Origin of the sequence: Bacillus luti, from assembly GCF_009739945.1 — a bacterium.
In the GTDB taxonomy this organism is placed as follows: Bacteria; Bacillota; Bacilli; order Bacillales; family Bacillaceae_G; genus Bacillus_A; species Bacillus_A luti.
Map to the genome: position 1 here is coordinate 3,072,793 of NZ_CP040336.1, position 14,772 is coordinate 3,087,564.

The window sequence follows — 14,772 nt, forward strand, 5'->3', positions numbered from 1 at the left end:
TTCTCTATCCTCCAATGTATGACATTTCAACTTTTGGACGTTTATTTGTACTTTCCGCCGTTCTTTCATCTGAATATCGATCTGTTCTAAACTCCCATGTATGGTGGAGAATTTTTAGTAGTGAAGTATCCGAAATATCTTCTCTAAGAAGCGTTCGTAAGTCCGTTCCTTTCGTTCCAAATAAGCACGTGAAAAACTTGCCGTCTGCCGAAATACGAGCTCTCGTACAAGAAGAACAAAATGACTCAGATACTGAAGTAATAAATCCAACTTCTGCATCACTCCCTACATATCGATACAATTTTGCAACTTCTCCAAAGTAACGAGGTTTAACAGGCTCAATCGGATATACACGATTAATCTTCTCTATTAATTGTTCCTTCGTAATAACTTGTTCGAAGTTCCAGCCGTTCGTACTTCCTACATCCATAAACTCAATGAAACGGAGCTGAATTTCTTGTTCTTTAAAATAACGAGCCATATGTAGAATTTGACTATCATTCATTCCTTTTTTTACGACCATATTTACTTTTACTTCTAATCCAGCAGCCTTTGCTGCTTCAATTCCTTTCAATACAGGTTTTGTACTTACATTTCGTCCATTAATTTTTCGGAAGATATGATCCTCTATCGCATCTAAACTAATATTTACACGTTTGAGTCCCGCTTCTTTTAACGCCTTTGCTTGCTTTGCTAAATGAATACCGTTTGTTGTGAGTCCAATATCCGTTAAACCGTCTAGCTTTGCAAGCATTGCAATTAACTTCGGTAAATCTTTACGCAATAAAGGTTCGCCGCCAGTAAGTCTAATTTTATTGACTCCCATACTTATAAATAATCTTGCTAATCTTACTATTTCATCGAACGTTAATAAAAACTCTTCCTGTAAAAAAGTGTAATCAGGTCCGAACACTTCAGCAGGCATACAGTATGTGCACCTAAAATTACAACGATCAATAACTGAAATACGTAAATCTTGAAGTGGCCGCTCTAACGAATCTCTCATCTTCTCGTGCATCTATATCCCTTCTTTTCTACTCAAATCCTTAGTAAGTTTCATATTTTCATTTGCCTTTATTATAAAAAAGAAGCTACATATTCAATGTGACTTTTCTCACATTACTTTCCCCATTCCAAAATTTTTCACAAATCCGTTCGAATTTTGTTCACATCTCAAGCCCTACTCCATCCAGTCATTGAAATTTCACTTCTTTCCAAAAATATCTCTTGCATTTTCATCATACTTACATTCAAAATAGGAGATGTATTGCTTATAAGAAGAAAGGTGATCGCTGTGGCAAACAGTATGACATTATCTCAAGACTTAAAGGAATTACTTGCATCTGTTGAATATAAAATGCAGATTAAAAAAGGAAGTTTTATTTTTCAAGAAGGTATGGAAGCAACAGAACTCTATATCATCCACTCAGGGAAAGTACAAATTAGTAAACTAAGTGCTGATGGGCAGGAATTAACACTCCGTATTTGTTCGGCATACGACATTATTGGTGAACTAACATTGTTCACGGACAATGCGAAGTATTTATTAAACTCAAAATGCCTTGAAGATGTTGAAGTAGGGGTAATAAAGCGTGAAACCTTAGAAAAAGCATTACTCCAAAAGCCCGCGCTCGTATTTGAATTTATGAAATGGATTAGTGAACATTTAAGAAGAATGCAAACGAAGTTCCGAGATTTAGTATTACACGGCAAAAAAGGTGCCCTGTATTCTACTCTCATTCGAATGACAAATAGTTATGGTGTACTAAAGGAAAATGGGATTCTCATCGATTTACCGTTAACGAATCAAGAACTTGCTAATTTCTGTGCAACTTCACGCGAAAGTGTAAATCGAATGTTAAATGAATTAAAAAAGCAAGGTACAATTTCTATTCATAAAGGAAAGATTACAATTCACGATTTACAATTTTTAAAATGTGAAATTGCTTGTGAAGATTGCTCTGCCTCTGTTTGTAGTATTGATTAGCATCTTATTTAGATACTTATACCTATAAGGAAAGCCGAGATGTCCAATTAGATCTCGGCTTTTCTTATAAAGTACTAAACATGTATAACAAAACTATTTTTTCAATTCATTTGGAATACGTCTTCTGTAAATTACATAACTACGACTTAAGTATTTAATTGGGGCACTAAATACATGTACCAGTCTTGTAAATGGCCATACTGCGAAAAGCCCCAACCCTGCGAGAATATGAATTTTAAACCAAACTGGTACTTCTGTCATGTATTCAACTTTTGGTTGGAAAATAAAGAGACTTCGGAACCAAGGACCAATCGTTGTACGATAATCAAATCCTTTTGAGTCAATGTTTAAAAATGTTGAGGAAAGTCCTGCCAGCATAACGATAAGTAATAAAATAAGCGCAATATAATCTCCCTTTGTACTCGTTGCAATAATACGTTTTACTGTTACGCGGCGGTACGTTAATATAATTAAACCGATGATAGAAGCAACCCCTGCTGGAAGCCCGAAACTAATTGCTACTACATGATACATATGCTCAGAAATACCTATTGAACGGTATACAGCTTCTGGAATTAAAATCCCCATAACATGACCGCCAATTACGAATATAATCCCAAAGTGGAATAATAGACTTCCGATTCGGAGCATTTTTTTCTCTAATAGTTCACTAGATTTTGATGTCCATCCAAATTGATCATAGTTGTATCTGAAAATATGTCCACCGATAAAGATTGCAAAAATGATATAGGGAAACAACACCCATAGAAATTGATCCATCATTTTGACAACTCTCCTTTCTAATTTGTCTGTACACCCCATGTATCGATAGCGAGGAGAACAGCTCCAAGAATTGGTTCATACATACTGTCTGCTTCTTTTAACTGAACATGCAATGCTTGTATATTCTCCTTATATTTACCCATAATCGGCTCACTATCTTGTTCATCTGCATTTGCAAAAAACTCAAGTAATAATGGTAAATAATCTGGTAGTTCTTTATCCGTTACTTCAAAACCAGATTTTTTATAATGCTGTTTTAACTCTAGTAATTCAATGCCTCTTTCTCTTTGTTCACCGGTGTTCATATACGTTAAATACATATTAGTCTTTTTACCAAAATCAAATGTATATACGTAACTATCAATAAGTTGATCGTTCGTTTTATCTAGCGCTTGTTTTATAAATGCTGTAAGTGAAGTTTTAACTTCTTCCTGTTCAATCGCTTCAATCTCTTCTTTTAATTCTGTTACAGCTTCTCTCCACCCTAGTTCAGGGTAGGAGAGAAGAAAAGAAGAACAAGAAAAAGCAGTTTGTAAACTTTCTTTCATAATTTTCTGCCCCCTTTATTTAAGAAATTGTCATACAAGAGCCTGGACCACCTGTGAAGGAAAGGCCACAGCTTCCTTGTTCGCTATATAAATCTGCAACTTGTTCGCGGTGAGACGTCGGGATGACAAAACGATCTTTATATTTCGCGATAGCAAGAAGACGATACATCTCTTCTACATCCTGTTTCGTTAAGCCAAGTTCTTTTAATACAGCTTCATTTGGTTCTTTATTAATCTGCAATGCTCTCATATGCGTTCGCATAACGGCCATTTTCTTCAATGTAAGACGAATATGTGATTCATCCCCTGCAGTGAGTAAATTCGCTAAATATTGAATTGGAATACGCATATTATCAATAGCAGGGAAAATCTCTTCTGCTTGCCAGTTACTACCTTTTCCTTCCACCATGTTCATAATTGGGCTAAGCGGCGGGATATACCAAACCATCGGCATTGTACGATACTCTGGATGAAGAGGCAGAGCAATTTTCCAATCGATAATCATTTTATAGATTGGCGACTGTTGTGCCGCTTTAATCCATTCTTCAGGAATGCCTTGTTTTTTCGCTTCAGCCGCTACTTCTGGATCATTTGGATCTAGGAAAACAGTAAGCTGAGATTCATATAAATCTTTTTCATCTTCAACAGAAGCCGCTTCTTTTACTTTGTCAGCGTCATATAGCATTACCCCAATATACCTGATACGTCCTACACATGTTTCTGAACAAATTGTTGGCATACCAGCTTCAATACGCGGGAAGCACATTGTACATTTTTCAGCTTTATTCGTTTGCCAGTTAAAATACACTTTTTTATATGGACAAGAAGATACGCAGAATCTCCATGCGCGACATGCATTTTGATCTACAAGAACAATCCCATCTTCTTCACGTTTATACATCGCACCAGATGGACAAGAAGATACACAAGATGGATTCATACAATGTTCGCATATACGTGGTAAATACATCATAAAGACATTTTCAAAATCCGTTTTAATTTCTTCTTCCATTTTCTTTACGTTCGGATCTTGTAATCCTGTTATATGTCCACCAGCTAAATCATCTTCCCAGTTTGGACCCCATTCAATTTTGTCGATAAATTCGCCTGTAATTGCTGATTTCGGACGAGCAACTGGCTGATGCTTACGCTGCGGGCTATTCGTTAACGTTTCATAATCATAGTTCCAAGGTTCAAAGTAATCATCAATTGTTGGTTGATCTGGATTGTGGAAAATATTCATAAGACGCTTCATTTTCGAACCGGATTTCAGTTGAAGGTCACCATTTTTCAATTCCCAGCCGCCTTTGTATTTCTCTTGGTCTTCCCATTGCTTCGGATAACCAATTCCGGGTTTCGTTTCTACGTTATTGAAGTACATATATTCAGCACCTGGACGATTTGTCCAGGTGTTTTTGCATGTTACGCTACAAGTGTGGCAGCCGATGCATTTATCTAGGTTCATTACCATTCCGACTTGCGCTTTAATCTTCAAGCCAATCTACCTCCTTCAGTTTGCGAATTACAACGTTTAAGTCGCGCTGGTTTCCAGTTGGACCATAATAGTTAAATCCATAACTTAATTGACCATACCCACCAATCATATGTGTCGGTTTCACGTGAATTCGAGTCGGACTATTATGCGTTCCTCCGCGATTACTTGTTAATTTCGTACCAGGTACGTTAATGTGACGATCTTGCGCATGGTGCATAAATGCCATTCCTCTCGGTATACGGTGCGTTACAACAGCACGTGCTACAACAACACCGTTACGGTTAAAGCATTCAATCCAATCATTATCTGCAACGCCAGCTTCTGCAGCGTCATCTTTATTCATCCAAACAGTTGGACCACCTCTAAACAGCGTTAACATCGGTAATGAATCAAAGTACATACTATGAATCGACCACTTATTATGCGGTGTTAAATAGTTTAATGTAATCTCTTTTCCCTCTACTTCAGGCCGTGATTTACGGAACGGTTTATGTTGCAGAATTGGTTTGAATGTTGCCATCGTTTCACCAAATTCTTTCATCATGTCATGGTCTAAGTAGAAAGATTGTCGACCAGTTATCGTTCTCCAAGGAATAAGACGTTCCACATTTGTTGTAAATGGTGAGTAACGGCGTCCACCTTTTTCAGAACCTGTGAAGGCTGGAGAGGTAATTACTGTTTTTGGCTGTGCAGTAATTTGTTCAAATGTGAAGCATTCTTCTTCACGTTCTTCTGCTAAATCACGCAATTTTAAATCTGTTTGTTTTTCAAGTGCTTCCCATGCTTTTACAGCCATATGACCGTTTGTTGTAGAAGAAAGTGTTAATACCGCCTCAGCAGCATTAATTGCTTCTTTTATGTCTGGGCAACCTTTCGCAATAGAATCCGTTCGAACGACTCCTAATCGACTCTTTAATTGCTCATATTCTTTTTCCGCAGACCAAGAAATCCCTTTCGTACCAATCGGTTGTTTTCCGGCATTTGGTCCTAGTGCAGTCATTTTGTCATAAATCGTTTTATAATCCCTTTCGACAACATGAATTTGCGGCATCGTTTTACCTGGGATTGGTTCACACTCGCCTTTGCTCCAATCTTTAATCTTGCCAAGTGGTTGCGCTAATTCTTGCGGTGTATCGTGAAGAAGTGGTGTTGCAACGACTTCTTTCATTGGCTCAAGATCGATTTTCTTCGCTAAATCTGACACAGCTTTAGAAAGAGCCGTGAAAATATCCCAGTCAGAGCGTGCTTCCCACGGTGAACCGATTGCTGGGTTAAACGGATGCACAAATGGATGCATATCTGTACTACTCAAATCGTGCTTCTCATACCAAGTTGAAGCAGGTAAGACGATATCAGAATAAAGCGCTGTTCCAGCCATACGGAAATCTAAATTAATGAGTAAATCTAATTTCCCTTCTGGTGCTTCTTCATGCCACTTAATTTCTTCCGGTCGTATTGAATCACTATCATCATTCATTAATCCGTTTGTTGTACCTAATAAATGTTTTAAGAAATATTCGTGTCCTTTACCAGAACTTGAAATTAAGTTCGCACGCCAAACGAATAAGTTGCGCGGGAAGTTGTTTTTATTATCAGGATCTTCAATCGCAAATTTCAATTCTTTTTCTTTTAGTTTTTGCGCAACGTATTTTCCGATTTCTTCTTGCGTCGTTGCACCAGCAGCAACAGCTTCTTTATATAATTCAATTCCGTTTTTCTCGAATGTCGGATAAGAAGGTAACCAGCCAAGTCGTGCCGCTAATACGTTGTAATCACCGTGATGTTGATAACGAGAGTTACCTTCAATTGGTGATGCTAAATGTCCAACTGGTGTATCTTCATAACGCCATTGATCTGTTACGAAATAGAAGAATGAAGTACCATTTTGTAATTTCGGTGGCCCTTGCCAATCTTTTGCCATCGCGATTGTTTGCCACCCTTCTGCTGGTCGTAATTTTTCTTGACCAACATAATGCGCCCAACCGCCGCCATTTACACCTTGTGCCCCAACAAGAAGAACAAGATTTAAAACAGCGCGATAAATCGTATCAGAGTTAAACCAATGGTTAATACCAGCTCCAACAATAATCATGGAACGACCATTTGTATCAACAGCATTTTGTGCGAACTCACGAGCAATTTGAACAATAAGCTCTCGCTTCACTCCCGTCATTTTCTCTTGCCATGCAGGTGTAAACGGCATATCATCATTGAAGTCTTTCGGTTCTTGTCCACCAAGTCCTCGGTTCACTCCGTAATTTGCTAACGTTAAGTCGTATACAGTTGTAACGAACACTTCGCCTTCTTCTGTCATAACCTTTTTCACTGGAATTGTACGTTCTAATACTTTATTTCCATCATCAGAGAAGTACGGAATTTGTACCGTTCCAACCGCATCTTCCATTCCAAGTAAAGAAAGACGTGGATCAATCTTTTCACCTGTTTGTTCATCTTCTAAGCGTAAGTTCCATTTCTTTTCGTTATCCCAACGTGATCCCATTGTGCCTTGAGGTGTTGCAAAATCATTCGTGTTCTCGTTCCAAAGTACAGGCTTCCATTCCCCTAACTTCGTTTCACGTCCGATATCAGAAGCATTTAAGAATCGATCCGCAACGAATTGATCTCCTTTTTGTTTCAATGTGACAAAGAAAGGAAAATCAGTATATTGCTTCGCATACTTTGTGAAATATTCCACTTGATTATCTACGTAAAATTCTTGTAAGATTACGTGCCCCATTGCCATCGCAAGTGCACCATCTGTACCTTGTTTCACACTAATCCATTCATCCGCAAACTTTGTAGATTCAGCGAAGTCAGGACTGACAGAAACGACTTTCGTTCCTTTATATCGAACCTCTGCTAAAAAGTGAGCATCTGGCGTTCTTGTCATCGGTACATTTGAACCCCATGTCATAATATAACCAGAGTTATACCAATCACTACTCTCTGGTACATCTGTTTGATCACCCCAAATTTGCGGAGAAGCTGGCGGTAAATCTGCGTACCAATCATAGAAGCTAAGCATCGGTCCACCCATAAGTTGCATAAAACGGCTACCTGCTGCATGACTTAACATCGACATAGCTGGAATTGGTGAAAAACCAACATTTCGGTCTGGACCGTATTTCATTACTGTGTAAAGTAATGAAGCAGAAACGAGTTGTAACACTTCATCCCAATTCGCACGAATGAATCCCCCTTTACCACGCGCCTGCTTATACGTACGTGCCTTTTCAGGGTTTTCCACAATGCTTTTCCAAGCATCTAGTGGTGACTTGTGATTTTGCAGTTCTTCTTGCCACATATTCCAAAGAACACCACGTACATACGGATATTTCACACGAAGCGGGCTATAAATGTACCATGAAAAACTCGCTCCACGTGGACATCCTCGTGGTTCAAAATCAGGCATATCAGGACCTGTAGTCGGATAGTTAAGCTCCTGCCCTTCCCAAGTTACAATTCCATCTTTCACATATATATTCCAGCTACATGAACCAGTACAGTTCACACCATGTGTAGAACGAATTACTTTATCATGCTGCCAACGCTTTCTGTACACATTCTCCCATTCACGATCTTCATACGTTTCTTGTGTATGGTTATCGTTATAACGATCTATTGGTGAAAAATATTTTAAACGTCTCAATAGTGCTGAAGGTTTCTTCTTCATACTGTTCACTCCTTTAATACGTCTCTCTTACATACCCTTACTATAAGAGAGGTTGTAAAATACAGATGTGACATTTCGCACAGTTCAAGAGATTGTCAAAAATTCTTGAGAAAACATGAAAATGTGAAAATCTAATCATTGTGGGGCACATCCTCCACTGACTGTTAAATTCCTTCTTCTCTTCTACCAAAGTTTAAGATGAAATACAGATAACGATGAGCACGCAAAATATTTCTTATATAATAGAGGTATTAATTTAGAATTAGTTGTATTTGATATACCTAAATCGTTAAATGTATTTAAAAATGAAAATGCAATACTTTAAATCAAACTCACTAAACCAAGGGGAACTGTCCTGAGTATAGTTGAACCAAAAAACGCCAGTAAATTCTTATGAGTTGCCAGCACCTTGGATCGAATGAAGAGAAGCATACGCCATGAATGGCAAGATTATAAGATAATATTAAAAGGAGGCTATTATGATATTAGAACCGCTTTATGCAGAAAACATTATAGTAGGTGTCATATATACAAATGAGTTTAGATGGTATGTAACAGATAAAGAACTATGGTTTTTAGATTATGATAAATTAGATCATGCATATAAAAATTTAGGTGTAAGCATTGAAGATAATGAGGAAACGGAAGAAAGAAATGGAATACAAGTATTAAATAATGAAAATGTAGAAGTATTTTTACTAAGGATTAATCAATATAAAACAACTAAAGAGGAATTAAATTATTTACTACTTGAAAATATTAAAAGGAAAAATGCAGGAGAAGATCTATTAGATTTTAGTCCAGTCTTATTAATTAACTTTGATAATAAAATACTATATTCAATGTTTCCAGAACCGGCATCATACGAAAACTATGTACCAAAAGATTGGATTGGTACATATGAAGATTTCACTGAATTCATACCTACACCAGCGAAATATTGGATAGATAAGTTTAATAATAATCTACTTTTACTATAATTCAAGTAGGACAAGAGTGATGATAGTATAAGAACTTCTTACCTTAATAGAGCTTATGAGATTAATGGCGAAGTAAATAGAGTCCCTAAAGCCGGAAATAAAGGAGTAAAATAGTTATGAAATATCCATATAGTTTTGAAGTACTTAACAGTAGAGATTTAGTTATGAGACTTCCTCAAGAAATTAAACTTGTTGAAACTTTTTTAGGAATTGAAGTTTCAGCTTTTGGAGATTGGATTTTAGAAGAAATACATAGTGTTTTAAACGGAGAAAAAAATTATGTAGTAGTAAATGGCAACATTTGCGGTTTAGAAATTCGGAACGATACAACTACTGTGTTAGACAATTTAGCCGAAGATGGTAAAGGAGAATATTGTGAGATTGAAACAATGGAATTGGTAGAATTAATTCATATTTGGTTAGATAAACGAAAAGAATATAAGAAAGATAAAAATAAAGGATTGTAATAATTTAAATAGCTGGCCTCTTAATGAAGTCGGCTTTATTTATTACTCATATAAATTTTAATCACAAGGCGTATGATATATGTTTCCAACTTTACGCGTAGGGTTCCCTACGCTATTTATTTTGCTCATCGAAGTCACTCCTTCCTTCCCCTCCTCTACGTTTTACCGACAATACTAGTTTATATCAAGACATATTTCATATAAAACTACAAATCATTATTTACTGTATTGCCCTTAGTTACGGAAACAATTATACTAGATGTAATCGGAATAAATAATCTGAATATTCTTAGAATTAAAGATAGAATCTTTCCTGCCCGCAAGTAGGGTGATACATTCTATTTCCACTAAATAGATTAGAAATTGATAATAAAATTAGGAGGATTACGATGCCCCAGTTTGATTCATTACATCCCACTGTAGAGAAAATAATCAACAATATTGAAAAATTAATGGTCGGAAAAAGAAAAGAAACGATTTTAGCTTTGACTGCGCTCTTAGCTGAAGGTCATGTACTATTAGAAGATGTTCCTGGTGTCGGGAAAACGATGCTAGTACGTGCTCTTTCGAAATCAATTGATGCTGATTACAAGCGAATTCAATTCACACCTGATTTACTACCGTCAGATGTAACAGGTGTTTCTATTTATAATCCGAAAGAGCTCCAATTTGAGTTCAAGCCTGGACCAATCATGGGGAATTTTATACTTGCTGATGAAATTAATCGTACATCTCCAAAGACACAATCTGCCTTACTTGAAAGTATGGAAGAAGGCAATATCACAATAGATGGGATTACAAGACCACTACCAAAGCCATTTTTTGTAATGGCTACACAAAATCCGGTCGAATATGAGGGAACATATCCTTTACCAGAAGCTCAGCTTGATCGTTTCTTGTTGAAGCTAAAAATGGGATATCCTACACCAGAAGAAGAATTTGAAATTTTAAACCGGATGGAAAAAACAAGTCCACTCTCCCATTTAAAAGCTATTACTACAATTGAAGAATTACTTTATTTACAACAAAGTGTACGGGAAATAAGCATGGACAAAGGGATTAAGCATTACATTGTAAAGCTTGTTAATCAGACCCGTTCTTATAGTTCTATACAGCTAGGTGCAAGTCCACGCGGCTCAATTGCTTTAATGAAAGCTTCACAGGCTTATGCATTCATCCATGGCAGAAATTATGTTATTCCAGACGATGTTAAATTTTTAGCTCCTTACGTTTTAGCTCACAGACTCATTCTAAAAATGGAAGCAAAATTTGAAGGAATAACAGGAGAACAAGTTATTGCAAAAATCGTTGCACGAACTGCCGTGCCGAATCAAAGGACGCTGAACCCCTGATGAAAAGGCTACTACGAGTACTCTATCACGTTACCAAGTTATTACTAATCCCTTTATTCCTAGTCTTAACATTTGTGTACGCCATGCTTCAAGGAGGGTTTGTAAGTTGGTTTTTGTTTTACAGTACGATTCCTATTGGTCTTTACTCACTGCTACTCCCCTTCTACGCTTTACGGGACGCTGAAGTAAAACGAATAACAAACCAAAACGATTATGTAGCAGGAGAATCATTTTTAAGCACGATTACAATAAGAAGAAAAATTCCTTTTCCCTTACTTTATTTAGTTATAGAAGATGAACTACCACCACAATTCACAAGTTGTAGACAAACAAAAAGGAATAAAGTAATACTCTTTCCAGGAGTAAAACGAAATATTTCGTTTCAATATGTTATTGATACAATCCCTAGAGGAGAGCACACTTTTTCAAGCGTACGTATCAAAACTGGTGATCTATTCGGCATAGTGGAGAAAGAAGTAACTTTTTCAGCTCCAGATACATTTTTAGTCTATCCCCAGTATGTAGATATAACGTATCGGCAATTGGAAAATCATTTCGAACAAGGAGCGCTTTCAGCAAATATAAATTTAGCAAGAAACTCTACAGTCTCTGTCGGTGTTAGAGACTATAAGCCTGGTGATCGCTTTTCGTGGATTGATTGGAAAGCAACTGCACGAACAAACAATATTATGACGAAAGAATTTGAACAACAGCGCAGCCATAATATCATGATATTCATGGACAGAACTGAGTCTCCTCTATTCGAATCAGTCGTAACGTTTACTGCCTCTATTGTGAGGTCTGTCTTGAAGCAAAATTCAACAGCGGCATTCGTGTCTGTTGGAAAAGAACGGACTATTTTCCCTTTAGACAATGGAGATACACAGTTGCAACAAATCTTTTTTCATTTAGCGAAAGTACAAGCAGACAGTGTATTCCCGCTCTCCCAGAGTGTAGAAATGGAATTAAGAAAAATGTATCAGCCCGTAACGATTATACTCGTGACAAGCGATCTTTCACCCGATATTCAAAAAGCGGCTGAATGTGCCGCTACAAAAAATAGAAAATTAATGGTGTTTGTCGTGAAAGAAAAAGTAAACCAACTCTCTTATCGAGAAATAAGTATACTAGAAACTCTACAAAAACGAAAAATATTTGTAAACGTGGTTTATGAAAACCAGTATACAAACGTGTTTTTTGAGGTGAGCAAATGATAACATTACAAACAAAATACAAACGGGATATGAACAGATCTTTCATGCATGTATGTGTATTTCTTCTTTTACTAGAATGGTTAAGACCCCTTGTAGGTATTACAAACGTAGGTAGATTAGATATTTTTATACTATTTATTGGACTTTGCTCCACTCTCTCTTTTTTTCAAACAAGGTGGCAGATTCCAATAAAGATCGTCACAATATTATTCATCATTCATTCCTTATATTATAAAAAATCTTTTATAAATCCATCTTGGCTAACGACATTTTTTTCTGATATGTCTCGCAATTCCTTCCTGTTTTTTCAGGGGAATTTATTAGATATTTCGCCAGTTTTTCCAACAGTTTTATTTTTTCTATCATTTTGGTTTTTGAGTTCTTTCACCTCCTTTTGGACGATTCATAAAAAACGTGGGTTGTTATTTCTTGTATTAACTATTATTTATATCGTAACTTTCCATAACTTACATTTATACAATGCAAACTACGCTATTATTCGTACTGTTGTCATCGGCTTTTTTATGCTTAGTCTTCTTCAAATAGACCGAATAAAAGAGATGGAACACTTACAAAATTATGCTAGAGAAATCTCAAAATTACTTAAACCTCTTACACTATTTATTGTATTGTCAGTAACCATCGCATACTTTGCTCCAAAATTTGGTCCTCAATGGCCAAACCCAATGGATTTTTTTAAATTCAACACATCCGAAACAAGTAAAGAAAAAGAAGTTTCTACAGTTGGGTATGGTTTAGATGACTCGCAATTAGGCGGTCCCTTTAAAGCAGATAATACAATTGTTTTTACAGCACAAACACAAAACAAACAATATTGGAGAGTAGAAACGAAAGATTTTTATACAGGAAAAGGCTGGGAGGTTTCTGAAAATCCGAAGAAGGTTTCTTTTAAAAATAAAAACGATGTCGTGAGCTGGTACGAACAAAATACAAAAACAGAGACAACCGAAGCAACAATCACTATGCAAAAAAGTACTCCTCACCTTACCTATCCGGCGGGATTGATATCAGTTGAGGCTTCTTCTGATGTATCATACAGCGTTGACCCATTTTCAGAAAAAATCTATACGATGCACGGAGACTCTTCTACTACTTTAAATTCGTATAAGGTAACATATGAGATCCCAGAGTTTCCCATAGAAAGCTTGAAAGCTGTAAATACGAATGAAGGGCATGAAACAAGTTCTTATTTCATGGCAAAGTACACACAACTTCCTGAATCGTTACCACAGCGAATAAAAGACTTGGCTGCCAATCTTACAAATGATAAAGACAACCGGTATGATAAAGTATTAGCTATTGAAAAGTACTTCACAGACAACTCTTTTGTATATGAAACAACGAATGTCTTATTCCCTGCCAAAAACCAAGATTATGTAGATCAATTCCTTTTCGATACGAAAAGCGGCTACTGTAATAATTTTTCGACGTCTATGATTGTGCTACTTCGTTCTGCTGGGATTCCTGCCCGTTGGGTAAAAGGATTTACAGAAGGAACTCCCGAAAATACAATTGCTAGTGCTGAAGGTGAAAATGTTTATAAAATCGCGAACAATAACGCACACTCTTGGGTCGAAGTTTATTTCCCAGGATACGGATGGATTCCATTCGAACCAACAAAAGGATTTACAAATCCCTATAATTTTACAAATAATACTCCTGCTCCTGCTTCACAAAATAGCGAAGAAACTAATTCTCAAAATGTGCAAATGCACGAGCGGAATAATGAAGCAAAACTCAAAAGTTTAATAGAAAATACAGGGGAATCCTCTACTAAAAAGATTACAAATTCTAAAACTAGTTTTTCTTGGTGGTACGTATTCCTCTCTATGGTACCGGTTAGTATAATGGGATACATTCTCTTCATTACTAGAATGAAATGGATTACTTTTTTTATTATTCATTTCTATAAATACCGAAAAGATGATGCTGTTTACCCAAAAGCTTACGGTGCACTTTTAAAACAATTTGCGAGAATTGGCATACCACGGGGTGAAAGTCAAACATTCCGAGAATACGCTCTCCACATCGATACACTTTACAACTCGGCCGATATGCAACAACTTACTTTCAGTTATGAGAACGCTATGTACCAAAAGGGCCAGACCGCAGCCGAATGGAAGAAATCCGTACACTTATGGGAAGTGCTTATGAAAAAAGCAGCTTCTCCGCCTAAATCAAATGACTTCAATACAGTGATTTAATGTTAAACGCCTCAAAGAACAATATAGTTCTTTGAGGCGTTTTTAATA

Annotated in this window: 11 protein-coding genes; 6 read left to right on the forward strand and 5 right to left on the reverse strand. The window is 36.6% G+C overall.

Translation table 11 applies throughout. The annotated features are described in order from the left end of the window. Positions 1 to 4: 4 nt before the first annotated feature. A complete protein-coding gene (moaA, locus tag EUC40_RS15635; protein ID WP_156575917.1) occupies positions 5 to 1,018 on the reverse strand; it encodes a GTP 3',8-cyclase MoaA in 1,014 nt (337 codons plus the stop codon). A gap of 276 nt (positions 1,019 to 1,294) precedes the next feature. Between moaA and EUC40_RS15640 the strand changes: the two genes are divergently transcribed. Next, a complete protein-coding gene (locus tag EUC40_RS15640) occupies positions 1,295 to 1,987 on the forward strand; it encodes a Crp/Fnr family transcriptional regulator (protein WP_000013863.1) in 693 nt (230 codons plus the stop codon). A 93-nt stretch (positions 1,988 to 2,080) separates the two neighbouring features. Here EUC40_RS15640 and narI read toward each other — a convergent pair whose 3' ends face one another. Genes narI through EUC40_RS15660 form a run of 4 tightly spaced genes read right to left on the reverse strand, consistent with a single transcriptional unit; the run spans position 2,081 to position 8,486 of the window. Next, entirely contained in the window at positions 2,081 to 2,770 is a 690-nt protein-coding gene (gene narI / locus EUC40_RS15645; RefSeq protein ID WP_071712862.1) for a respiratory nitrate reductase subunit gamma, read from the reverse strand. A 17-nt stretch (positions 2,771 to 2,787) separates the two neighbouring features. Continuing rightward, complete coding sequence (narJ, locus tag EUC40_RS15650) at positions 2,788 to 3,318, reverse strand: nitrate reductase molybdenum cofactor assembly chaperone (RefSeq protein WP_071712861.1); 531 nt, start codon at positions 3,316 to 3,318, stop codon at positions 2,788 to 2,790. Positions 3,319 to 3,337: 19 nt separating this feature from the next. Further along, positions 3,338 to 4,813: a nitrate reductase subunit beta gene (gene narH / locus EUC40_RS15655; protein WP_156575918.1), complete on the reverse strand. Its 1,476-nt coding sequence runs from the start codon at positions 4,811 to 4,813 to the stop codon at positions 3,338 to 3,340. After that, positions 4,803 to 8,486 carry a nitrate reductase subunit alpha gene (locus EUC40_RS15660; protein ID WP_156575919.1) on the reverse strand — a complete coding sequence of 1,228 codons (3,684 nt, stop codon included), beginning with the start codon at positions 8,484 to 8,486 and terminating at the stop codon, positions 4,803 to 4,805. The genes narH and EUC40_RS15660 overlap by 11 nt, the downstream gene beginning before the upstream one ends. 479 nt (positions 8,487 to 8,965) lie before the next feature. Between EUC40_RS15660 and EUC40_RS15665 the strand changes: the two genes are divergently transcribed. The 5 genes from EUC40_RS15665 (at position 8,966) to EUC40_RS15685 (ending at position 14,724) form a co-directional block, all read left to right on the forward strand. Further along, positions 8,966 to 9,466 (forward strand): hypothetical protein, encoded by a 501-nt coding sequence (locus tag EUC40_RS15665; RefSeq protein ID WP_156575920.1) that lies wholly within the window; start codon positions 8,966 to 8,968, stop codon positions 9,464 to 9,466. 116 nt (positions 9,467 to 9,582) lie between these two features. Then, positions 9,583 to 9,933 carry a hypothetical protein gene (locus tag EUC40_RS15670; protein ID WP_098991983.1) on the forward strand — a complete coding sequence of 117 codons (351 nt, stop codon included), beginning with the start codon at positions 9,583 to 9,585 and terminating at the stop codon, positions 9,931 to 9,933. A 389-nt stretch (positions 9,934 to 10,322) separates the two neighbouring features. Beyond that, complete coding sequence (locus EUC40_RS15675; RefSeq protein WP_071712858.1) at positions 10,323 to 11,285, forward strand: AAA family ATPase; 963 nt, start codon at positions 10,323 to 10,325, stop codon at positions 11,283 to 11,285. After that, the gene (locus tag EUC40_RS15680; protein ID WP_156575921.1) at positions 11,285 to 12,499 is read left to right on the forward strand and encodes a DUF58 domain-containing protein; all 1,215 of its coding nucleotides are present in this window, start codon (positions 11,285 to 11,287) and stop codon (positions 12,497 to 12,499) included. The genes EUC40_RS15675 and EUC40_RS15680 overlap by 1 nt, the downstream gene beginning before the upstream one ends. Next, positions 12,496 to 14,724 (forward strand): transglutaminase TgpA family protein, encoded by a 2,229-nt coding sequence (locus EUC40_RS15685; protein WP_156575922.1) that lies wholly within the window; start codon positions 12,496 to 12,498, stop codon positions 14,722 to 14,724. Before EUC40_RS15680 ends, EUC40_RS15685 begins: the two co-directional genes overlap by 4 nt. The last annotated feature ends 48 nt before the right edge of the window (positions 14,725 to 14,772 follow it).

Excerpts from the sequence above, each read along its gene's own strand:
- EUC40_RS15660 (WP_156575919.1), bottom strand. The coding sequence starts at position 8,486 with ATGAAGAAGAAACCTTCAGCACTATTGAGACGTTTAAAATATTTTTCA.
- narI (WP_071712862.1), bottom strand. The coding sequence starts at position 2,770 with ATGATGGATCAATTTCTATGGGTGTTGTTTCCCTATATCATTTTTGCA.
- EUC40_RS15675 (WP_071712858.1), top strand. The coding sequence starts at position 10,323 with ATGCCCCAGTTTGATTCATTACATCCCACTGTAGAGAAAATAATCAAC.
- EUC40_RS15685 (WP_156575922.1), top strand. The coding sequence starts at position 12,496 with ATGATAACATTACAAACAAAATACAAACGGGATATGAACAGATCTTTC.
- EUC40_RS15680 (WP_156575921.1), top strand. The coding sequence starts at position 11,285 with ATGAAAAGGCTACTACGAGTACTCTATCACGTTACCAAGTTATTACTA.
- moaA (WP_156575917.1), bottom strand. The coding sequence starts at position 1,018 with ATGCACGAGAAGATGAGAGATTCGTTAGAGCGGCCACTTCAAGATTTA.
- narJ (WP_071712861.1), bottom strand. The coding sequence starts at position 3,318 with ATGAAAGAAAGTTTACAAACTGCTTTTTCTTGTTCTTCTTTTCTTCTC.
- EUC40_RS15665 (WP_156575920.1), top strand. The coding sequence starts at position 8,966 with ATGATATTAGAACCGCTTTATGCAGAAAACATTATAGTAGGTGTCATA.
- EUC40_RS15670 (WP_098991983.1), top strand. The coding sequence starts at position 9,583 with ATGAAATATCCATATAGTTTTGAAGTACTTAACAGTAGAGATTTAGTT.